The 22,333-nt window shown below is 51.1% G+C and carries 23 protein-coding genes; 16 read left to right on the forward strand and 7 right to left on the reverse strand.

Annotation, left to right across the window (positions count from 1 at the left end; genetic code table 11):
• Position 1: 1 nt before the first annotated feature.
• Positions 2-1,162, reverse strand: a complete 1,161-nt coding sequence (locus HER31_RS12135) for a porin (protein WP_168660834.1) — start codon at positions 1,160-1,162, stop codon at positions 2-4.
• A 182-nt stretch (positions 1,163-1,344) separates the two neighbouring features.
• Positions 1,345-2,274: a LysR family transcriptional regulator gene (locus HER31_RS12140; RefSeq protein ID WP_168660835.1), complete on the reverse strand. Its 930-nt coding sequence runs from the start codon at positions 2,272-2,274 to the stop codon at positions 1,345-1,347.
• A gap of 443 nt (positions 2,275-2,717) precedes the next feature.
• On the opposite strand from HER31_RS12140, the gene ettA reads away from it, so the two are divergent.
• Positions 2,718-4,382 carry an energy-dependent translational throttle protein EttA gene (ettA, locus tag HER31_RS12145; protein ID WP_168660836.1) on the forward strand — a complete coding sequence of 555 codons (1,665 nt, stop codon included), beginning with the start codon at positions 2,718-2,720 and terminating at the stop codon, positions 4,380-4,382.
• A gap of 132 nt (positions 4,383-4,514) precedes the next feature.
• On the opposite strand, the gene HER31_RS12150 is transcribed toward ettA, so the two are convergent.
• A complete protein-coding gene (locus tag HER31_RS12150) occupies positions 4,515-4,799 on the reverse strand; it encodes a hypothetical protein (protein ID WP_168660837.1) in 285 nt (94 codons plus the stop codon).
• 218 nt (positions 4,800-5,017) lie between these two features.
• On the opposite strand from HER31_RS12150, the gene HER31_RS12155 reads away from it, so the two are divergent.
• Positions 5,018-5,503: a DUF4920 domain-containing protein gene (locus tag HER31_RS12155; RefSeq protein ID WP_168660838.1), complete on the forward strand. Its 486-nt coding sequence runs from the start codon at positions 5,018-5,020 to the stop codon at positions 5,501-5,503.
• Between the two features lie 59 nt (positions 5,504-5,562).
• On the opposite strand, the gene HER31_RS12160 is transcribed toward HER31_RS12155, so the two are convergent.
• Both HER31_RS12160 and HER31_RS12165 read right to left on the reverse strand, forming a co-directional pair.
• Positions 5,563-5,706, reverse strand: coding sequence for a hypothetical protein (locus HER31_RS12160; protein ID WP_168660839.1), 144 nt, complete (start codon positions 5,704-5,706; stop codon positions 5,563-5,565).
• Positions 5,707-6,180: 474 nt separating this feature from the next.
• Positions 6,181-6,690: a zinc ribbon-containing protein gene (locus HER31_RS12165; RefSeq protein WP_168660840.1), complete on the reverse strand. Its 510-nt coding sequence runs from the start codon at positions 6,688-6,690 to the stop codon at positions 6,181-6,183.
• Between the two features lie 151 nt (positions 6,691-6,841).
• Between HER31_RS12165 and leuS the strand changes: the two genes are divergently transcribed.
• From leuS to lipA, 14 genes are all read left to right on the forward strand, one after another.
• Entirely contained in the window at positions 6,842-9,421 is a 2,580-nt protein-coding gene (leuS, locus tag HER31_RS12170; RefSeq protein WP_168663317.1) for a leucine--tRNA ligase, read from the forward strand.
• A 175-nt stretch (positions 9,422-9,596) separates the two neighbouring features.
• The gene (locus HER31_RS12175) at positions 9,597-10,121 is read left to right on the forward strand and encodes an LPS-assembly lipoprotein LptE (protein ID WP_168660841.1); all 525 of its coding nucleotides are present in this window, start codon (positions 9,597-9,599) and stop codon (positions 10,119-10,121) included.
• A complete protein-coding gene (holA, locus tag HER31_RS12180; protein WP_168660842.1) occupies positions 10,121-11,176 on the forward strand; it encodes a DNA polymerase III subunit delta in 1,056 nt (351 codons plus the stop codon). The genes HER31_RS12175 and holA overlap by 1 nt, the downstream gene beginning before the upstream one ends.
• Positions 11,176-11,808: a nicotinate-nucleotide adenylyltransferase gene (gene nadD, locus HER31_RS12185; protein ID WP_168660843.1), complete on the forward strand. Its 633-nt coding sequence runs from the start codon at positions 11,176-11,178 to the stop codon at positions 11,806-11,808. Before holA ends, nadD begins: the two co-directional genes overlap by 1 nt.
• 67 nt (positions 11,809-11,875) lie before the next feature.
• Positions 11,876-12,208, forward strand: coding sequence for a ribosome silencing factor (gene rsfS, locus HER31_RS12190; RefSeq protein ID WP_168660844.1), 333 nt, complete (start codon positions 11,876-11,878; stop codon positions 12,206-12,208).
• Positions 12,209-12,676, forward strand: coding sequence for a 23S rRNA (pseudouridine(1915)-N(3))-methyltransferase RlmH (rlmH, locus tag HER31_RS12195; RefSeq protein WP_168660845.1), 468 nt, complete (start codon positions 12,209-12,211; stop codon positions 12,674-12,676).
• Positions 12,673-14,541, forward strand: coding sequence for a penicillin-binding protein 2 (mrdA, locus tag HER31_RS12200; RefSeq protein WP_168660846.1), 1,869 nt, complete (start codon positions 12,673-12,675; stop codon positions 14,539-14,541). The genes rlmH and mrdA overlap by 4 nt, the downstream gene beginning before the upstream one ends.
• Entirely contained in the window at positions 14,541-15,650 is a 1,110-nt protein-coding gene (rodA, locus tag HER31_RS12205; protein ID WP_168660847.1) for a rod shape-determining protein RodA, read from the forward strand. The genes mrdA and rodA overlap by 1 nt, the downstream gene beginning before the upstream one ends.
• 7 nt (positions 15,651-15,657) lie before the next feature.
• A complete protein-coding gene (gene mltB, locus HER31_RS12210; RefSeq protein ID WP_168660848.1) occupies positions 15,658-16,635 on the forward strand; it encodes a lytic murein transglycosylase B in 978 nt (325 codons plus the stop codon).
• Positions 16,632-17,444, forward strand: a complete 813-nt coding sequence (locus HER31_RS12215; protein WP_168660849.1) for a septal ring lytic transglycosylase RlpA family protein — start codon at positions 16,632-16,634, stop codon at positions 17,442-17,444. The genes mltB and HER31_RS12215 overlap by 4 nt, the downstream gene beginning before the upstream one ends.
• Positions 17,445-17,509: 65 nt before the next feature.
• A complete protein-coding gene (locus HER31_RS12220) occupies positions 17,510-18,679 on the forward strand; it encodes a serine hydrolase (protein ID WP_168660850.1) in 1,170 nt (389 codons plus the stop codon).
• 152 nt (positions 18,680-18,831) lie between these two features.
• The gene (gene ybeD, locus HER31_RS12225; protein WP_168660851.1) at positions 18,832-19,095 is read left to right on the forward strand and encodes a DUF493 family protein YbeD; all 264 of its coding nucleotides are present in this window, start codon (positions 18,832-18,834) and stop codon (positions 19,093-19,095) included.
• Between the two features lie 142 nt (positions 19,096-19,237).
• Positions 19,238-19,891 carry a lipoyl(octanoyl) transferase LipB gene (gene lipB / locus HER31_RS12230; RefSeq protein WP_168660852.1) on the forward strand — a complete coding sequence of 218 codons (654 nt, stop codon included), beginning with the start codon at positions 19,238-19,240 and terminating at the stop codon, positions 19,889-19,891.
• Positions 19,884-20,852 (forward strand): lipoyl synthase, encoded by a 969-nt coding sequence (lipA, locus tag HER31_RS12235; protein WP_168660853.1) that lies wholly within the window; start codon positions 19,884-19,886, stop codon positions 20,850-20,852. Before lipB ends, lipA begins: the two co-directional genes overlap by 8 nt.
• A gap of 256 nt (positions 20,853-21,108) precedes the next feature.
• On the opposite strand, the gene rimI is transcribed toward lipA, so the two are convergent.
• Both rimI and HER31_RS12245 read right to left on the reverse strand, forming a co-directional pair.
• Positions 21,109-21,561, reverse strand: coding sequence for a ribosomal protein S18-alanine N-acetyltransferase (gene rimI / locus HER31_RS12240; RefSeq protein ID WP_168660854.1), 453 nt, complete (start codon positions 21,559-21,561; stop codon positions 21,109-21,111).
• Entirely contained in the window at positions 21,552-21,899 is a 348-nt protein-coding gene (locus HER31_RS12245) for a DNA polymerase III subunit psi (RefSeq protein ID WP_168660855.1), read from the reverse strand. The genes rimI and HER31_RS12245 overlap by 10 nt, the downstream gene beginning before the upstream one ends.
• Between the last annotated feature and the right edge of the window lie 434 nt (positions 21,900-22,333).

Genomic DNA, 22,333 nt, shown 5'->3' on the forward strand with positions numbered 1-22,333 from the left:
CTTAAAACACAAAGCGGCTGTGCAAAGTTAGTAGGGAGTCGTCAAAGTCGACGGTGGTGGCAGTGGTTTGGTAATCGCCATCGTGGTAGCTGGCCACGGCACTAACGGTCAGGGCTTTAGTCACCTGATAGTCGTAACCGACACTAACGTTATAGCTGCTGCTGTCAGTTAAATCACTGCGGCTATCGCCATTTTCAGCAACCGCGTTTTTCACTACCTTGCCCAAGCCTGCATCGTCGCTAATAAACTGCGCCTTGACCGTATGCTGGCCCGACTTGTATTTGACACTGGCTAAGTAACTGCTCCCACCCAATTCCGGGTACACCAGTGAGTCGGTGTCTTGATACAACGCCCCAAGCTGCCATGGGCCTAGTTTGTAGGCTGCAACCAACCGCATCACATCCAAGCCGTTCAAGCCATCTGCCCAGGTTACGCTGGTAAACAAGGGGCTCGATTTGAACTTTTTATCACCGAAGTGAGCAGACAGGGCAACGTTGCTCGCCCCATCCAGTTCGGCATCGTCGCCAAAGTCATCTTCAAACAGAACGGTGCTATGCAAAGTCCAACCTTGATAGTTGGCACTGCTTGCAACGAGTTGATCTGCCAAACGCTCTTGCCCAGCAATCAAGTAACCCATATCCGCATTGGTGGCGTTGAATACGTCTACCGGACCTTCTGAAGATTTCACTACGGTATTTTTCCGACCAACTAAGACGCTACCGTAATAACCCTCTACCCCAAGAAAGGTGTCGCGTGAGTTGAATGGTTCGTTTTTGTCGTCCTCTTCAAACGCGTCCACACCCACTTCTGCTTGGTAAAACAGAGTCAGATCACCATTAACCTGATAGTCGCCCTTTAGACCAAGGCGCGAGGCATAGTTTTCCAGAGCGATACCGTCCACTTTCTCTTTGCTGGCGATGCCATTTTCACTAGCCGTAACCCCCAACCAGATACGCCCATAGAAATCTGGCATTTCCATTAAATTTGGGGCTTTCTCAGCTGCCGTTGCCGAGCCAGACAGCACAGCTAATATCGCTGTGGCTGCCCAAGTGGTTTTCTTCATATTGCCAATCATTTGCAAGACTCCATCAATCATCTGCAGCACTCGATGAGTGCGGTTGGGCATACGGTAGCGACCAGACCAACCAACAACAATTGGCATTAACACCTATATAATTGCTTTTTTTGCAACTATAAGATCTAGATAAAAATAAATTAAATCAACAACTTATTTGAATGAGCAAAGGGGGATCGACAAAACAGAGGTGAAGGGGCTAACAGATTAACCTCATTCAATTAGGGCGGTTAGTTATATCTAAGTAGGTAGAGAAAGAAGGTTAGTTATTATTTGTGAACGCTATCTTCAACCTGCGTTAATTCATCAATAATAATGTTATTAGCTTGCTGGCGCAGTTCAGCAATCACCTGTTGCAACGCGATATTATGTTTACTGGACTTATGCAGATAAAAAGCGAATTCAAAGCGGAAATCACTCTCTAAAGGCAACGATTTTAATCTAGGGGTGTAACTGCTAATTGCCCCGAATTCATCGGTAATGGTGAATCCCATCCCCTGCTCTACCAGCGCGCAAGCAGCTTGGGTAGAGGCGGTTTCAAGCAGCGGCGTCAAGGTTATCTGCTCCTGCTGGCACAGTTGTTCGATATCTCGACCTAGTAAGGTATTGTTGAGGCTGGGTGCAATAAATGGCAACGACAGCAACTGCGACAAAGTAAGTGGCTGTTGTTGCTGTGCTAACGGGTGTTCAATAGGCAATACCACCATCGCACGACAGCGGCAAAAAGGTATGAGCAACAAATCATTATGCTCGACCGAGCTGCGACCAATGGCCAGATCATATTGGCGGTTGGCAACCCATCGTTTGGCATGACGCATCGATTGCACATCAAGGTTAATTTGCAGGTCATTGCGCTTCATCATCGCTGCCATCACCGGGGCAACCAACGGGCGAATTACTCGCGGTACCGCCACCAAATTGATCAACTGCCGTTGCTCAATTTGCAGTCCCTTGGCAAATTCAGGCAGACCATCGAGCGTGGTAAGCACCCGATTGAGCTCTTCATGTAATTGGTACGCTTGATTAGTTGGAGTTAACTGGCGAACCTGCCGCTCAAACAGTGTCAGCCCCAATTGCTTCTCAAGGTTTTTTAGCTGGCGACTGGCTGCTGACTCACTGAGTGAATGACGCTGCGCGGCTAACTTAAGCGAGCCTTCAGCCATCACCGCAGCAAAAATTCGCAAACTCTTAAGATTCATAGCATGAAGCCCCAATTCGATCATAGCCAAAAAATCCCAGCAGCCACCACTGCTGGGACAAGCACTATATCGACTGCACTCCACAGTGAGTAGAGCTAATAGCTCAAAATGGCGACTCGAACACTCCCACCTCAATTGGCCAAAAATCATATTGATGTGCAAAGTTCAGCCTAAGTCTCACACCTTCAATCATGCCCCTTGGCAGCAGCATCAGCACTGAGCAATGGGCTTCATCCTTGCTAAGCCCCGCAGCTGGCGCCCATTGCTATTATTGACACTTGAATTGCGTAGTTGGGCGAATAGTCCACGACATGCCCGTTAACGGGTTCAGCTTGGCTTCATCCACTCAAGAATACCTTGGTAATCCCGCTGAACATCCTCAACTAGATTCAGATTTTGAGGTAAGATTAAGACTTTCAATCACCTTAATTGCGAAGAGTAAAATGGCCCAGTTCATTTACAGCATGCTCCGAGTTGGCAAAGTAGTGCCACCGAAGCGTCATATTCTAAAAGACATCTCCCTCTCCTTTTTCCCAGGCGCCAAGATTGGCGTATTGGGTTTAAACGGTGCAGGTAAATCCACATTACTGCGGATCATGGCCGGCGTAGATACCGAGTTTGAAGGCGAAGCTCGGCCACAACCGGGCACCAAGGTTGGTTACCTACCACAGGAACCAAAACTGGATGAAAACCAAACCGTACGCGAAGCGATTGAAGAAGCGGTAAGCGACGTTGCCGGCGCAATGAAGCGTTTGGATGAGGTGTACGCTGAGTACGCTGAAGAGGGTGCCGACTTTGACGCCCTAGCCAAAGAACAAGAGCAGCTGCAAAGCCTGATCGACGCTAAAGATGGCCATAACCTAGAGAACGCCCTTGAACGTGCTGCTGACGCAATGCGTCTGCCAGCATGGGACGCCAAGATCGGCAACCTCTCCGGTGGTGAGCGACGTCGTGTTGCCCTGTGCCGTCTGCTGCTTGAAAAGCCAGACATGCTGCTACTAGACGAACCAACCAACCACTTGGATGCCGAGTCCGTTGCCTGGTTAGAGCGTTTCTTGGTGGAATACCCAGGTACCGTTGTGGCGATTACCCACGACCGTTACTTCTTGGATAATGCCGCTGGTTGGATTCTAGAGCTTGACCGTGGTGAAGGCATTCCATGGGAGGGTAACTACTCTTCGTGGCTAGAGCAGAAAGATGCCCGTTTGCAGCAGGAAGCCTCACAAGAGAAAGCACACCAAAAGTCGATTCAGAAAGAGTTGGAGTGGGTACGCTCTAACCCTAAAGGTCGTCAGGCTAAATCGAAAGCCCGTATGGCGCGTTTCGATGAACTGAACAACAGCGACTACCAAAAGCGTAACGAAACCAACGAACTATTCATCCCACCGGGCCCACGCCTAGGTGACAAAGTGGTGGAAGTTGAGAACCTAACCAAATCATACGACGGTCGCGTGCTGATCGATGATCTGTCGTTCTCGGTGCCAAAAGGCGCCATCGTTGGCATCATCGGTTCCAACGGTGCTGGTAAATCAACGCTCTTCCGTATGCTGAGCGGCCAAGAGCAGCCAGATTCAGGCAACATCACCTTAGGTGATACTGTCAAAATCGCCTCGGTTGATCAGTTCCGTGACGACATGGACGACTCCAAGACCGTATTCCAAGAGGTGTCCAACGGTCAGGACATCATGAAGATCGGTAGCTTCGAGATCCCATCACGGGCTTACGTGTCACGCTTCAATTTCAAAGGCACCGATCAGCAAAAACGCGTTGGTGAACTGTCTGGTGGTGAGCGTGGCCGTTTGCACTTAGCGAAACTACTGCAAACCGGCGGCAACTTGTTGCTACTCGATGAGCCAACCAACGACTTGGACATCGAAACCCTGCGTGCCCTTGAAAACGCGCTACTTGAGTTCCCTGGTTGCGCCATGGTGATCTCGCACGACCGTTGGTTCCTTGACCGTGTTGCAACCCACATCTTGGACTACCGTGATGAAGGCAAACACAACTTCTTCGAAGGCAACTTCCAAGAATACGCTGAGTGGATGAAGAAAGAGCAAGGCATCGACATCACCGAGCCGCACCGAGTGAAGTACAAGCGTATTAACTAAGCTAGATACGTTATTCGCCAAACAAAACGCACTCATTTGAGTGCGTTTTTTGCATCTTTATGGCTTATGGCCCAACAGTCGATATGGAAGGATAGCAACCACTATTCACGCTTCTTATAATGCCGCATATCGTTAGCTAATCAGCTCTACTTGTTTCTGCTCCGTTACTGTTTTTGCATCCGCCCGTTCGATGATCTTCACTAAGGTCGATTGAATAGTTTCATCCAAACGCACATCGCTTTGGCTTGCGAATGTCTGTTCCTGCACCGCAGTGCCTTCGGCTGCGATAAAGCCGATCACCACTTCGGTAGCGCAATCTTCAGTCTTACCACGGTAGGTCAACATTATCTGTGGGTAACCTTTGAAGCCCATTTTTACTTTCTTATCGATTCGCTTGCGTGATTTATCTAGGTTCATCAGTGCTTCTTATTGATATAAAGGCCAAAGTGTCATTCTAAGTATTACCGCCAAGTCGACAGAAAGTAGAGCTTTTCATCATCCGCAACCAACACAACGTCGTCTTAATCACGCTATGCCACAATCGACCTAAAGCTAACCCGCAAACAAAAAAACTCTCTTGCGACTCAGATTAGCTTAACTTAAATGATGAGAATCACTTTCAAAGGAGTATGTTTATGACGTTTGCTAGAAAAATGGTAACAGCGGTGCTGGCGAGTGCCCTCTCGCTACCAACGGCTGCAGTTGATTTTGGCGAACCTGTACAACCGGAGCTGCTCACCGATGTTGCTACTATTTTGGCCAATGCCGATAGTTATGAGAATCGCCGAGTCACCATCGAAGGCGAAGTGATTGCAGTGTGTAAAAAGGCTGGTTGTTGGCTTGAGATAGCCGCTAAAGATGGCAGCAACTACCTTAAGGTTAAAGTGAAGGATGGCGACATGGTGTTCCCCACGTCAAGTATCGGTAAGGAAGCGATAGTCACCGGCACTGTGCAAGCAAAGCGCTTCGATCTGGCACAAACCAAGAAGTACTTAGCTCATGTAGCTGAAGAACAAGGGCAGCCATTTGACCCTGCCAGCGTTACTGCAGCCAAGACGCTCTATCAGCTGGTGCCGACCGGGGTAACTATTGTCGATCAGGCGCCTAGCCCAGCCGACTAATTAATCCAGATCAACTCACTAGCACAGGCCAAGCTTAAGCGGCATTATTAACGCCGCTGTTAAGGCTCCAGCGGCACCACCTGATCAAACTCAACCCCATGTTCGCATGGGTTACCTGCATTTTGTAGCAATGCAGCAATAACACCGATAAGAACGCCGACTAACACGATCCCTCGCCGGCTTGCAAAAAATGCTAACGACATGACCAACTCCCTCAACAGCCCAGAAATATGAATAAATATTCTTTTTAAACAAAAGTTTATGAGATAAATATAGGAGTGGAAATTTCAGCAAACAGTGGGCTTGACCCAATTTTATTGGTGTTAATGACAACAGCGGGTGGTAACAATGACATTCGTGACAACAGACAGAATAATATCAATAAAATCAGCAAATTAAGAACATTAATCGAATAAATTATTGGTATTAACTGAGCATAACAAACGCTGTGTAGCAACTAAGTGTTGTTCTTTCCTATGCTGTTAAAGCACCGGCTAGGCGAATTTTGATACTAGGGGAAAGCACTACCGCTGTTGCTCTTCTGCCGCATTGGAGCAGTCCTGCGAAGCGTTTTGGACTGCGACCTAAGGCAAGGAGAATTCCAAAGGGGGCGAAGCTCCCCCCTGAACTGCACCGGTGATGGCAGATCAGAGGACAGGCAAAGAAACCACAAACAGTTAAGGCTCGAGTGGGCGCCTTGAAAAGACCACACCATCGCACTCAGGACAGGCTGGCAATAGGGTTGGGTGGAAGAAACTCATGCTGTGATGGCAGTTATCACACACCAGTTCGCCTAAACCGACCAACTCTCCCGCTTCATAGGTACCGCGATGGCGCAATTCATCGCCCAACTCATGCCATTCGAGCTGACTGCGATCGGTGATCTCCGCTAGCCAACGCCAAACAGTATTCTCTAAGCCAATGGTGAAGATGCTGTCCCCTTCGCTCTCAAACTGCTCTTTGGCATAGCGTTCGGCATAATCAGCAAGGTCACGCCGAAGGAACTGCTCGACCAACTCAAGTTCACTAGCACTGAGCTCTTGGTTCATCGCTAGATAAGTTTTACTGCCCTGCAAGACAGAGTCGAGTTCACCAAGAGTAAGATCCGGTTTGGCTCGATAACGCCGCTCCATCTCATGCAGCAAAAATTCATATTTCCTGATTAAAGCGTCATTACGGCTGTTCATAAGCGGCTCCTCGCGTTGATAAACCAACTGTAGTTGCTATTTACCTAACTGCAGTGGTTGTTGCCTGTCCAGCTACTACTGTATTCTATGCAGATCTTTATGGGCCTTTCCCTGCCCGAAATCAAAATTCGAGTGGACTCTAAACGTGTCGATGCAAGAGCAATACAATCCCGCGCAAATCGAGCCGCAAGTGCAGCAGCACTGGCAAGAGCAACAAACCTTTGTCGCTAAAGAAATTGAAGGCAAAGAAAAATTTTACTGTCTGTCGATGTTCCCGTACCCAAGTGGTCACCTCCACATGGGTCACGTGCGTAACTACACCATCGGCGACGTTGTAAGTCGTTACCAACGCCTGCAGGGCAAAAACGTGATGCAGCCGTTTGGCTGGGATGCGTTTGGTTTGCCTGCAGAAAATGCGGCAATCAAGAACAAAACCGCACCTGCGCCTTGGACTTACGAAAACATCGACTACATGAAGGGTCAGCTTAATCTGCTCGGCTTTGGCTTCGATTGGTCGCGCGAACTGGCAACCTGTAAGCCTGATTACTACCGCTGGGAGCAGTGGTTCTTCACCGAGCTGTACAACAAAGGCTTAGTGTACAAGAAGACCGCCTCAGTAAACTGGTGTGACAACGACCAAACCGTACTGGCTAACGAGCAAGTGGTTGATGGTTGTTGTTGGCGCTGTGACAGCCCAGTGATCCAAAAAGAGATCCCACAGTGGTTCGTGCGCATCACCGATTACGCTGATCAGCTGTTGGCCGATATGGATCAACTTGATGGCTGGCCGGAGATGGTTAAAACCATGCAGCGCAACTGGATTGGTCGCTCTGAAGGCGTTGAGATGACCTTCGCGGTAGCAGATATGGACGAGAAGTTCGATATCTACACCACCCGTCCAGACACCGTAATGGGCGTAACCTACGTTGGCATCGCCGCAGGTCACCCGTTGGCCGAGCTGGCAGCGCAGAACAACCCAGAGTTGGCTGCGTTCGTTGACGAGTGCAAAAACACCAAGGTTGCTGAAGCTGAAATGGCGACCATGGAAAAGAAAGGCATGGCGACAGGCCTGTACGCCATCCACCCATTGAACGGCAAGAAGGTGCCAATCTTCGTCGCTAACTTCGTCCTGATGGGTTACGGCACCGGTGCGGTAATGGCCGTTCCTGCTCACGATCAACGTGATTACGAGTTTGCCACCAAGTACGGCATCGACATCACTCCTGTGATCAAGCCAGTCGACGCTGAGCTGGACATCTCCACCGAAGCCTACACCGACAAGGGCGTACTGTTTAACTCTGGTGAGTTTGACGGTTTAGAGTTCCAACAGGCGGTTGATGCCATTGCCGCTAAGCTGGAAGCGGACGGCAACGGTAGCAAAACCACCAACTTCCGTCTGCGCGATTGGGGGGTTTCCCGTCAGCGTTACTGGGGTGCGCCAATTCCAATGGCGACCTTGGAAAATGGCGAAACCGTTACCATTCCAGCCGAAGACCTGCCAGTAGTACTGCCAGAAGATGTGGTAATGGATGGCGTAACCAGCCCAATTAAAGCCGATCGTAAGTGGTCTGAGATCACCATCAACGGTCAAAAAGCATGGCGTGAAACCGACACCTTCGACACCTTTATGGAGTCGTCTTGGTACTACGCTCGCTACACCAGTCCAGGCTGCGACACCGGCATGGTTGATCCTGCCCGCGCTAATCACTGGTTGCCGGTAGATCAGTACATTGGTGGTATCGAACACGCCAACATGCACCTGCTGTACTTCCGCTTCTTCCACAAGTTGCTGCGTGACGCGGGCTTGGTAGACAGCGATGAACCAGCTAAGCGCTTGTTGTGTCAGGGCATGGTTCTGGCTGACGCGTTCTACTATGTTGGCGACAATGGCCAGCGCGTTTGGGTTTCGCCAGTAGACGTAACCTTAGAGCGTGACGGCAAAGGCGCAATCATCAAAGCGTTAGACGCTGACGGTCGCGAGCTGATCCACACCGGCATGACTAAGATGTCCAAGTCGAAGAACAACGGCATCGATCCACAGCTGATGGTTGATAAGTACGGTGCCGATACCGTACGTCTGTTCACCATGTTCGCTGCGCCACCAGAGATGACTCTGGAGTGGCAGGAATCTGGCGTTGAAGGCGCTCACCGTTTCATCAAGCGCCTGTGGAAACTGGCATTTGAACACTCCAGTAAAGGCATTGCGCCAGCACTGGATAAGGCAAGCCTGACTAACGACCAGAAAACCCTGCGCCGTGCAGTACACCAGACCATCGCCAAGGTGAACGACGACTTCGGCCGCCGTCAAACCTTCAACACGGCTATTGCCGCGGTAATGGAACTGATGAACAAGCTAGCCAAAGCACCGCAGGAGTCTGACAACGACCGTGCCTTGCTGCAGGAAGCCTTGGACGCAGTAACGCTAATGCTATATCCAATCATCCCACACACTAGCTACGCACTTTACAACGCGCTGGGTAACGAAGGTGATGTTGATACCGCCCTTTGGCCTGCTGTTGATGAAGCTGCACTGGTTGAAGACGAAAAGCTGATTATCGTGCAGGTAAACGGTAAGTTACGTGCTCGCCTAACTGTAGCAGCAGACGCCGACAAAGATGCGGTTGAAGCGCTGGCTATGGCTGACGAAAACGTCACTAAGTTTACCGATGAGAAGACCATCCGTAAGGTGATCTACGTTCCAGGTAAGCTGCTGAATATCGTAGCTAACTAATTCTGATGTTAGCTATGCCATACTAGCTAACAGCAGGTTGAATAACGGTGGTACTGGCAGCAGTACCACCGCATTTTCAGGCTGTGGCTATAACGATTGCAACAGTCGTTATAGCCACCGTTTGAATAAACCACCTATTTAAACAACGTGTTTGAACAACCATAAGGAGACGGGGGTGATTGCACGCCTACTGGTCACACTACTGGCCACTACCCTATTACTTTCCGGTTGCGGCTTACGTCTGCAAGGAAACTACCAATACCCTGAACAGTTGTCACAAGTACAACTGCAAAGTAACGATGAGTATGGCGAACTGCACCGGTTGATGCAGGAGAGGTTCCGCGAGCATAGCATCCAAGTGGTCGACGATAACAACGCGCCAAAGATCTGGTTAAATGACGACCGCCTCGAACGCGCCACCTTGTCATTGTTCCCCTCAGGCCAAGTAGCGGAGTATGAGCTAATTTACAGCGTTTCCTTTAACGTCCAGCTCAAAGATCAACAGGCACAGCGCTTTAGCATTGAAGTACGTCGCGACTACCTCGACGATCCTCGTACCGCACTGGCAAAGAACCGCGAACTGAATCTGTTACTGCAAGAGATGCGTCAAAACGCCGCCGATAAAATCATGCGTATTCTGGCGACAACCGAAGTCGACCAAGCAACTAAGGCTGCTCCAGCCAGCAACGAAGCGAGCTGATGCGAATATTTGCAAGTCAGTTACAGCGGGAGTTAACCAAGCTGCCGCAAGTAATGATGGTATTTGGTGACGACGTTCTGATCCGCGAAGAGTGCCGCGACACCATCCGTGAACAACTGATGAAACGCCAAGGGATCGAAGAGCGCTTGTCGATGGTGCAGGAATCCTCCTTCGACTGGCAAGGGTTGTTGCAAGAGTGCCAAGCCTTATCGCTATTTGCTTCCCGCCGGCTAATTGAACTGGAACTACCAACCCTTAAACCCGGTACCGAAGGTGCTGCAGCGCTGGTGGAACTGGCGGCAAACCTTGCGCAGCAACAAGATACCTTCGTGTTGTTGCATGGCCCCAAAGCCGCGCGCGAGCAAACCAACAGCAAATGGTTTAAATCCCTCGACAAAGTCGGCTTGCACATACAAGCATTAACCCCTGAAGGCAGCCACTATCAACGCTGGATAGGCGAACGCGCCCGGCGCCATAAACTGAATCTATCCAGCAGTGCCACCCAACTCATTGCGTCGATGTTTGAAGGCAACCTAATGGCTGCGGATCAAACCATGGCCCAGCTTGGCCTCATCAGCGACGGCCAACGAATTGAACAAACTGAGCTGCAAGAATTACTGGAAGATCAAAGCCGCTATACCGTGTTTCAGTTGGTCGATGCGCTATTGGCAGGGCAGATCCCAATGGCAATCAAAATGCTCAATCAACTGCAATTAGAAGATACTGCACCAACGTTGATTGGCTGGGCCCTAAGCCGTGAATTTACCACCTTGTGCCGCTTGGCTAAGCATCTGCAAGAGGGACAAAATCGCAACGCCGCTATGAAAACAGAAAAGATCTGGGAAAAGCGCCAGCGTCTCTATGGCAACTGCCTCGATCGCATCACTCCAGCTCAACTTGGCGCAGCACTGGCAGCGGTTGGGCAGCTAGAACAGTTGATTAAGCTTGAGGGCGGCAGCGACGCTCAACAGTGGTTAGCACTGGCAGATCTGTGCGCCCGTTTTGATGGTAATTACCAACCGCTGGCCATCGCTGCTGCGGGGTTAACTGGCTAATGCGTTTAGGTTTGTTTGGCGGCACCTTTAACCCAGTGCACAACGGCCACCTTCGCTGCGCACTTGAGGTGCAACGGGGGCTCGAGTTGGACCGAGTTGACCTGCTACCTAACGCCATTCCGCCGCATAAAACCAGCCCCGGCGTAAGTGCCGAACAACGGCTGGCGATGGTAGAGTTAGCCTGTGCCAACCACCCGCAGCTCACTGTCGATGGCCGCGAGCTCAACCGCCTTGGCAATTCCTATACGGTTGATACACTAGCTGAAATAAAAGCGCAGCAGCCTCAGGCGCAACTGCACTTTATTATTGGCATGGATTCCTTGTTGAACTTCCATCAATGGCATCAGTATCAGCAGATCCTAGAATTCACTCATTTGATTGTGTGCCATCGTCCTGGCCACCAACTGCACCCAAGCAGTACAGCGGCGGCACTGTTGGAAAAACATCAGCGGCACAGTGTCAAAGCACTGCAGCAACACGCTAGTGGTGGCATATTTTTGTTTGCTGCGACTCAGCTCGACATCGCCTCTTCGGCGTTACGCGAGCAGATGGCTAACGGACAAGCCGCTGATTTTTTACTGCCACCACAGGTGGTCGATTACATTGAACAAAATCAGCTCTACCGCAGTTAGCGTGGTAGCGCGGCGTTGAAACAGTTATACTCCGCCGCTTGGCATTTTCCAGATTGAGGTTTATCCGGTGCAACCAACCGAACTGAAAGACTTTGTTATTGATAAGATTGAAGATCTTAAAGCCCGCGATATCGTAGTATTGGACGTGAGCGACCGTTCTGACATCACCGACTTTATGGTCGTTTGTACAGGTACGTCGAAAACTCACGTGCGCTCTATCGCTGAACACGTCGGATTGGAAGCCAAACGTGCTGATTTTGCCCCGCTAGGTATTGAAGGAACTCAAGACGGCGATTGGGCACTTGTTGATCTGTCCAGCGTTGTGCTGCACGTGATGCAAGAACAAACTCGCGACCTTTACCAGCTTGAGAAGCTGTGGGGCGCTAAGCCAGGAAACTAAATGAAGCTGAAACTGATCGCCGTCGGCACCAAAATGCCCAAATGGGTAACCGAAGGCTTTACTGAGTATCAGCGCCGTTTCCCACGGGATCTCAGCCTGCAATTGGTTGAGATCCCTGCGGGAAAACGGGGCAAAAATGCCGATATCCCACGCATTCTTGAAAAAGAAGGTGAGGCGATGTTAGCGGCGTCTCAAGGCTGTCATATCGTCACCTTGGACATCCCCGGTAAGCCGTGGGATACACCACAATTGGCTAAACAACTGACACGCTGGCAACTGGACGGCCGCGACGTCGCAATTATGATTGGTGGCCCAGAAGGGTTAGCTCCTGCCGTTAAACAAGCGGCGGAACAAAGCTGGTCATTGTCCAATCTCACTATGCCCCACCCGATGGTGCGCATCGTGATGGCCGAAAGCCTCTATCGGGCTTGGAGTATTAACAACAATCACCCTTATCACCGCGAATGAGACGCTATAAACAGCGTGCAGCCCTGCGAGATCACGCAGCAGAAACCGCCCTATTTAGCCGTCGAGCCATCGTCGGTTTTATGTTTGTTATCGCGCTAGTCGGTTTACTCCTTGGCAACCTCTACAACCTCCAAGTGATTGAGCATAAGTCGTTTCAAACCCGCTCGAATGACAACCGCATTCGCTTAATCCCCGTTGCCCCAAACCGTGGCCTTATCTACGATCGCAACGGCATCCTGTTGGCCGATAACCAACCAACATTCTCACTTGATGTGGTGCCAGAACAAGTCGTTGATATGCAGGCACAGCTGGAAGACTTGCAAACGGTATTGTTGCTCTCCGATGAAGATAAAAAACACTTTGAAGAGCGCCTTAAAGGACATCGCCGCTTTAAACCTATTACTCTGCTCAACCGCTTAAGCGAACAAGATGTAGCGATGTTTGCGGTTAACAGCCACCGTTTCCCCGGTTTTGCAGTTGAGGCGGGCTTAACCCGCAGCTACCCCCATAGCCAAAGCTTGACTCACTTGCTTGGCTACGTTGCCCGTATCAACTCAAAAGATCTTAAGCGCATCGACGAGATTGATGAAAGCGCCCGTTATGCTGCAACCAAACGCATTGGTAAACAGGGGATCGAACGCTACTACGAGAGCATTCTTCACGGTGAACCTGGCATGAAAGAGGTTGAGGTAAACAACCGTGGCCGCATCGTCCGTACCATCAGTGGCCAAGCTCCGGTAGCGGGCCAAGACTTGCACCTAACCCTAGATTTACCACTGCAGCTCAAAGCTGAAGAGATGCTCGCAGGTCGACGGGGCGCAGTGGTAGCGATGGACCCGAAAACCGGCGGAGTGTTGGCGATGGTGTCGAGCCCAAGCTACGATCCTAACCTCTTTGTTGGCGGGATCTCCGGCAAAAAATACGGCGAACTGCTCAACGACCGTGACCGTCCACTGATCAACCGCGCCACCCAAGGGCAATACGCCCCCGCTTCAACCGTTAAGCCGCTATTAGCGCTGCTTGGTTTGGAAAAAGAAGTGGTTACCGAGAAAACCAAGGTGTGGGATCCCGGTTGGTGGCAGATCCCCAACGTCGAGCGCAAATACCGTGACTGGAAAAAGTGGGGCCACGGCTGGGTTGATCTCAATAAAGCCATTACCAGCTCCTGCGATATCTATTTCTATGAGTTGGCCTACAACACCGGTATTAACAACATTAGCAACTTCATGTACGAGTTTGGCTTTGGCCAAAACACCGGCATCGATTTATTTGAAGAGTCCACTGGCAACCTACCAAGCCGCGAGTGGAAAGAGCGTAAATACAAAGAGCCATGGTACATCGGTGACACCATCTCGGTTGGTATTGGCCAAGGTTACTGGACCACCACACCACTGCAGTTAGCCAGCTCTACAGCTATGTTGGCTAACAGCGGTCGTCGCCTAGTGCCACACTTTTTGCAGGCGACCGGTCAAGATGGTCAGATAGCCCAAGAAGCGCCACCGGAAAAACCGCCAATCGAGCTACAGCGGCCGGAGTCATGGCAGAGTGTGCAACGGGCAATGTACCTAACCGCCCACCGCAGTGGTGGCAGTGGTTATCGCTTGTTTAACGACGCCCCATACAAATCTGCAGTAAAAACCGGTACTGGGCAGGTCTTTGGGGTCGCTGAAGATGCCGAATACGACGAAGACCAGGTTTCTGAATTCCTCCGCGATAACGCCCTATTTGTTGGCTACGCGCCGTTTGATGACCCGCAAATTACCATTGCGGTGGTACTGGAAAACGCCGGTTGGGGTGGCGCTAACGCTGGCCCTGTGGCTCGCGCTCTGTTTGATGAATTCTTGATTGCTAAGGACACGCCGTAATGGTTAATTCAGGACAACGTCGTCCAACCTTGTGGCAACGTCTGCATATTGACCTGCCGTTACTTTGCGGCTTATTACTGCTGATGGGCTACGGTCTGATGGTGCTCTACAGTGCCAGCGGCGAAAGCTTATTTATGCTGGAGAAACAGTTAGTCCGAATTGGCCTCGGCCTTGGGGTAATGTTTTTTCTCGCCCAGTTTAACCCAGAGATATTCCGCCGCTGGGCATTGCCGATCTTTCTCGTTGGCGTGTGCTTGTTGCTCGCGGTGACCTTCTTTGGTGAAGTTAATAAGGGCGCTAAACGCTGGTTGAACCTCGGCTTTATGGAGTTCCAGCCATCAGAGATCATGAAGCTGGCATTCCCGATCATGATGGCTTGGTACATTAGTCAGTTTCCGCTGCCACCGAAAAAGCGATATCTGCTTGGTGGTGCTGCAATTCTGCTGGTGCCGACGTTGCTTATCGCCTCCCAACCGGATCTTGGCACCTCCATTTTGGTGGCGGCATCCGGCGTGTTCGTCTTATTCTTATCTGGCATGAGCTGGGGCGTTATCGGCTTCTGTGTCGTTGCTGTGCTCGCCTTTTTGCCGGTGCTGTGGTTCTACTTGATGAAGGATTACCAACGCACCCGAGTGATGACCCTGCTCGATCCAGAGAAAGATCCTCTTGGTGCTGGCTACCACATCATTCAATCGAAGATCGCCATTGGCTCCGGTGGCGTTGATGGTAAAGGCTGGCTTCACGGCACTCAGTCGCAACTCGATTTCCTGCCGGAACGCCACACCGATTTCATCTTCGCTGTATTAGGTGAAGAGTTTGGTTTCTTAGGGGTGATTCTCCTGCTGGGGATGTACCTGTTTATCATCGGTCGTGGGTTGGTTATTGCGGCACAAGCGCAAACCCCATTTGCACGATTGTTGGCCGGCTCAATCACCCTGACCTTCTTCGTTTACCTGTTTGTAAACATCGGTATGGTGTCTGGCTTGCTGCCAGTAGTAGGGGTGCCGCTGCCACTTGTGTCCTACGGCGGCACATCGATGCTGACATTGATGGCCGGCTTTGGCATTCTGATGGGAATTCATACCCATCGTCGCTTTATCAGTAGTTAAGGAAGTTATGAAAGGACTCAAAACCGCCGTTATCACCGCCGCGATATTGGGCTGTAGCTTAACCGCCGCTGCCGCTGACCAATCCGATGCCGAACAGCAGTTCGTGACCGACTGGCAAGCGAAGGGAGTAGATAGTGAAATGCTGCACCACGCCTTATCGAAGGCGCAAAAGCAGCAAAAGATCATCGACTCCATTACCCGCCCTTGGGAAGCCAAGCCGTGGTACCAATACCGCAAACTGTTCTTAACAGAAGAGCGCTTGGCCGCTGGCACCCAATTCTGGCAAGAGAATAAGTCCACCCTTGAAGCCGCTTACGAGCGCTTTGGGGTTGAGCCTGAGATAATCGTTGCCATTATTGGTGTAGAGACATATTACGGCCGCCACAAGGGCACCTGGTCGGTCCTTGACGCCCTCTACACCTTGGGCTTTCATTACCCGCCGCGACAAAGCTTTTTCCGTAAAGAGCTAGGCTACTTCCTACAGTTAGCGCAAGAGCAAAATTGGCAACTGGATGAACCTAAAGGCTCCTATGCTGGTGCCATGGGCTGGGGACAATTCATCCCATCGTCCTATTTAGCCTACGCGGTCGATTTTGACGACGACGGCAAACGCGACCTGTTCAACAATAAGGCCGATGCGATTGGCTCTGTAGCAAACTACTTCGCCCGTCACAAATGGCAAGCCGGCCAACCGGTAACCACTAAGGTTGATGTGGCTGATGCCATTAAAGTGAAGCCACTTCTGTGGAACGGCAAGAAGCTCAGCCACAGCAGTGCAAAGCTCAATGATGCTGGCGTACAACTTGGCGGCATCAACGCCGACAAACTGGGCTTACTGGCCTTGGATATTAGCGCCGATAGCAAGCAGCATTTTGTCGTGCACCCAAACTTTTATGCCATCACCCGCTACAACCACAGCCCACTTTATGCGATGGCGGTATGGCAATTTAGCCAGCAGCTGAAACAGGCACAGGCCACGCCATGAGGTATCAATGGATTGCGCTAATCGTTGTGACGCTGCTGGCTGGTTGTGCTGGCTCCGGCTCCAATAACAGTCGTTATCAGATCAGTCAGGATCACGCCCCAACTGAGGCACCCGACTTAAGCCACCTGGAGCCACCAGCGCCACGCTACGAAGCGATGAGCCCTGGTGGCAACCGTAACTACACCGTGCTCGGCAAGGATTATAAGGTGCTTGCCAGTGCCGAAGGCTTTGTCAAAGAGGGCACCGCCTCTTGGTACGGCAAGAAGTTTCATGGCCACCTAACCTCCAACGGCGAAACCTACGACATGTACGGTTTTAGCGCAGCCCATAAATCGCTGCCACTGCCGACCTACGCCAAGGTAACCAACCTAGCTAACGGTAAACATGTGGTCGTTCGGGTTAACGACCGTGGCCCGTTCCATGGCGACCGCGAGATTGATCTGTCTTACGCCGCTGCTTATAAGCTGGATGTGCTCAAACACGGTACGGCACAGGTCCGGATTGAGGCACTCACCTTTCCCAAACCCGGTACTGAAGCTGAAATCCAACCCGAGCCAACAACCGCCAACAGCGGTGGTCATTACGTGCAATTGGCCGCCAGTAGCCAGAAAAGCAACCTAGACCAGCTTGGGGCCAAGATTTCAAAACAATATTCGGTGCCATCACGGGTGACTCAGCAGGGCAGCTTGTATAAACTCCAACTAGGTCCGTTCGATACTGTCGCTCGCACCCAAGAATTATTGAACCTGCTTCAAGCGGCGGGTTTTAGCAGCGCCTTTAAGATCCTTGATAGCGATGCAACCGATTGAAACTAATTAAAGTATCGAGCTGTCCAACTGACACCTCGCGCCTAAAAACGATAAAAGCCTAAAAGATGACCTTCATTAAACGAACTTTGCTTTCCGCTTCACTGGTATTCAGCGCCGCTGTAACTGCTGCTCCAGTGGTGATCCCTAACGCCCCTACCGTGGCCGCAAGCTCATTTGTGCTGATGGATTACCAGACCGGTCAGATTTTGGCTGAAGGCAGCCCGCATGAACAACGTGCGCCTGCCAGCTTAACCAAGATGATGACCTCGTATGTATTGGGTCAGGAGCTAAAAGCTGGCCGCGTAAGCCTTGAAGACACCATCACCGTCTCTGAGAACGCTTGGGCACAAAACCCTAAGCTGGCTGGCTCATCACTGATGTGGCTAAAAGCCGGTAGCCAAGTAAAGCTGTCTGAGCTGTACCAAGGCATGGTAGTTCAATCCGGTAACGATGCCTGTGTTGCCATTGCTGAGCACGTAGCTGGCTCGGAAGATGGCTACGCTGATCTGATGAACACTTGGGCCCGCGAGCTAGGCATGAGCGCCACCATCTACGAAAACGCCCACGGTCTTGACGCACCAAGTCAGCTTACCAGCGCGTACGATATGGCGATTCTAGGTCGAGCACTGATCCGTGATATCCCTGAGCATTACCCGCTGTACTCACAAAAAGAGTTCACCTACAACAAGATCCGCCAGCACAACCGTAACGGCTTGCTGTGGGATCGCTCCCTTGCTGTTGATGGTATTAAGACTGGCCACACCAACAACGCCGGTTACTCTTTGGTTGCGTCAGCCAAGCGCGATGACATGCGTCTTATCTCAGTGGTAATGGGCGCTAAGAGTGCTAAGAGCCGTGAAGCTGAAAGTAAGAAATTGCTTAACTACGGCTTCCGCTTCTTCGAAACCGTTACCCCATACAAAGCCGGTGATACTTTCGTCAGCCAACAGATGTGGTATGGCGACAAGCCTGAAGTGAAATTAGGCGTGTTGGAAGATACTCCGGTAACCATCTACCGCGGCCAAGCTGCCAACATGAAAGCCGAGTTTGAACTGAGCCAAGATCTGGAAGCGCCATTAGCTCGCGGTCAAGAGGTTGGTAAACTGTACTTCCGCATCGACGGTAAAGATGTCGCCAGCTACCCACTAACGGTGCTGGAAGACGTGCAAGAAGGTAGCTGGTTCTCCAAGCTAATGGATTACTTCAAACTGCTGTTTAAGTCACTCATTGGCTAAAGCGCCAATCCAAGTGATATAGCAACTTATTGATATAAAAGGCCATCGCTCGATGGCCTTTTGCTTTTGTTGAAATAGTGGTTGAATTTTGTCACCCTCGCCCCCAAATCTCGTGCCAACACTGTTATTAATGTTTTTTTGGAGCCATCCCCATGCAGACTAAATTCGACGAACTGCTCGAGTTTCCTTGTGCCTTCCCGTTCAAAGTTTTGGGCCTGAAGAGCGACACCTTGGCGGATCGCGTTGTTGCCGTATTGCAACTGCACTGCCCAGGTGACTACACCCCGAGTGTGAAGCCATCATCAAAAGGCACTTACGTCTCTGTCGGTGTAAACTGTACCGTCCACAGCAAACAGCAGATCGAAACCCTATACACCGAACTGGCTAAGCTAGAAGGCGTAAAGGGCGTACTTTAACGAACAATCGTTAATTTACAGCAGATTGCGCCAGACGAAGTGAATCGATTGGCGCAATCGCCTTGGCCGTTTCGGCCCCGTGGCTGACATCAATTCAACGCCTCGGTATACTCCCGCTACACCCTGCAAGGAATGCCCTCTCTTGGTTGAACACACACTGATCGTGCGTGAACTGGGGCTGCAACAATACCAGCCAATCTGGCAAGCGATGCAGCAGTTCACCGATAATCGCAACGACGATACACCAGACGAATTATGGCTGGTTGAACACGCCCCTGTGTTCACTCAAGGTCAAGCTGGCAAAGCTGAACATCTGCTCAATACCGGTGACATTCCGGTAGTGCCGGTTGATCGCGGTGGCCAAGTGACTTATCACGGCCCCGGCCAACTTGTCGCCTATCCGCTCTTGAACATCAAACGGCGTAATCTGGGGGTTCGTAACCTCGTTACCGAAATTGAACAGAGCATCGTCGACCTGCTCGCTAAGCATGGTATCGAATCCGCTCCCCGCTGCGATGCTCCCGGGGTTTATGTCGGCGACGATAAGATCTGCTCGCTCGGGCTGCGTATTCGCAAAGGCTGCTCATTCCACGGCTTGGCTCTAAACGTTAATATGGATATGAGTCCATTTTTACGAATCAACCCTTGCGGCTATGCTGGTATGAACATGACGCAAACCAGCACCGTGGGCATAGACGCCAACGTTCAGCAGCTGGGCAGCGAGTTAACCTCTATTTTTGTTGAGCGCCTTGGCTATCAACAGGTCGAAACACAACAAGGAGTCCCCCATGTCTGATGCACCAGTGAAGCTGCAACCAGGGGTGAAGCTACGTGATGCGGAAAAGCTGGCACGTATTCCAATTAAAGTGGTACCAAGCAAACGTGAAGAGATTCTGCGCAAACCAGATTGGTTACGGATCAAGCTGCCGCCAACCAGCGAGCGCATCGACGAAGTAAAGAACGCCATGCGCAAAAATGGCCTCCACAGTGTGTGTGAGGAAGCCAGCTGCCCTAACCTAAGCGAATGCTTTAACCATGGCACCGCCACCTTCATGATCCTTGGCGCCATCTGTACCCGTCGCTGTCCATTTTGCGATGTGGCCCACGGCCGGCCGCTCAAACCCGACGCCGAAGAGCCAGCCAAACTGGCACGCACCATTCGCGATATGAAGTTAAAGTACGTGGTGCTAACCTCTGTTGATCGCGATGACTTACGTGACGGCGGCGCTCAGCACTTTGCCGACTGTGTTCGCGAGATCCGCGCCCTCAACCCACATATTAAGATTGAGATATTGGTGCCAGACTTCCGTGGTCGCATCGATAAGGCACTGGATATTCTCAGCCAAAGCCCACCGGATGTGTTTAATCACAACCTGGAAACGGCGCCGCGCTTGTATCGCCAAGCACGCCCTGGGGCAAGCTACCAGTGGAGCTTGGATCTACTGAAGAAATTTAAGCAACGTCACCCAGACGTACCGACTAAATCTGGCATCATGGTTGGCCTAGGAGAAGAGAACGAAGAGATTGAACAGATCCTGCGTGATCTTCGTGCCCACGACGTCACCATGCTAACCCTTGGTCAATACCTGCAACCAAGCCGTCACCACCTGCCAGTGAAACGCTACGTCTCTCCGGCGGAGTTCGATGAGTTTAAGCTGTACGCCGAGAGTATCGGTTTTGACCACGCCGCTTGTGGCCCATTGGTGCGCTCCAGCTATCATGCTGATCTGCAGGCGCAGGGGAAAGAGGTGAAGTAACCATCTCCTTAGGTTTCGAGCTAAACAACAAACCCGCCAATAGGCGGGTTTGTTGTTTCATAAACTTGAAACAGCTAGCGAACGTGAGCCTAAAATGTGCGGCTGAATTTGATGAGGCGGCGATAAATCGTTGCCATCAACAATTTAAGTTGATGGAAGCAATAGCACAGCAAATCTAGCCCAACTTAACACTCGATTAGCTAAGCAATACCGCTGACATTGTTCTGAGGTTATGCCCATTCCAGCAATAGGTATGCTAGCTAAAGCTGTAGGACATCAACAACGCGTCTTCGCGGTCGCCCTTAGCGATTGCTGGGTAATAGCCTTTGCGGACGCTGTCTTGGTTAAAGCCACTCTTGTTATACAGAGCAATTGCGGCGCTATTACCAGCGCGTACCTCAAGAAAACACACTGCGGCGTCGCGTTGTTCGGCTTGCGTAATGCCTCGCTGCAGCAGTTGTTGCCCCAACCCCTTGCCCTGCAGTGCAGGGCTAACGCAGATGTTGACCAAGGTCAGTTCATCCAATACCTGCTGGAATAGATAAAAGCCAGCGGGTTTGCCATCTACCCGCATCAACTCGCCCCAATAGTTGCCCATTAAGCAGCTGTAGAGGTTGGATTCGCTCCACGGTAAGGGATGGCATGCTTGCTCCAATACCCAAAAATCGTCAAACCGCTGGGGGGAAGCTGCTTGAAAGGTTACAACCATGATTGCAGTCTCTGCCAGAGGCGACGCTTAGCGGCTGGTTCGGCGAGCTCAGCTAAGGTGGCGGTGTTCAAATGGGTCGGTCGTGTTGGCATATCGTGTTTTAACTGCCAATAGCGTTTGGCTTTAACCGTTGCTTGCTCCGGCGCGACCTTACATTGGCTTGGCTCAAGTTGCAGCAACGCTAACACATCTAGGATCAGCGGGTGCTGAAGGGCGCTGTCATCGACGTTAACCAAGCACAATTCTGCCGGCTTTTCTGGCACCACATAGGGGGTAATTCCCATCTGCTGCAGCACTGCTGTGTGCCGCAAAGAAAGTTTATTGGATAGTTTGCTCATGGCGGCAAAGATACCATGATTTAAGGACGATACGCAGTCTCCCCCGTTATTTCAGCGCAATTACCCCATTGTAATATCGTCTTAGCGAAAGGCCGTGTCGTAGTTAGCTGTTGAGTTTTTTCTCAAGCCTTCGGCTGTAGCGGTTGCGGTGCTTTTAGGTGGCTATGTCGCGATGGCGACGGCCCCAAAAGGGGCAGCTTCGCAACACACTCCAATGCGGCAGTAAATCAACGGCGATAGGGCTGTACCCCTTGTTTCGAGGCTAACCTAGCTGGTGCCTTAACGGTATTGGCAAAAACAACACTGAGTTAGCACACAACCTAACGAAACACCTTCACTTGGTCTCTGCCGCGACTGCACATTTCCTGCAAGTTGTGTTGTTAACCTGCTAAGCAACGCTGCGGCATGACGCTTCAGCGTGCTATTGACCAGCA

The sequence above is a fragment of the Ferrimonas lipolytica genome, from assembly GCF_012295575.1.
GTDB lineage: Bacteria > Pseudomonadota > Gammaproteobacteria > Enterobacterales > Shewanellaceae > Ferrimonas > Ferrimonas lipolytica.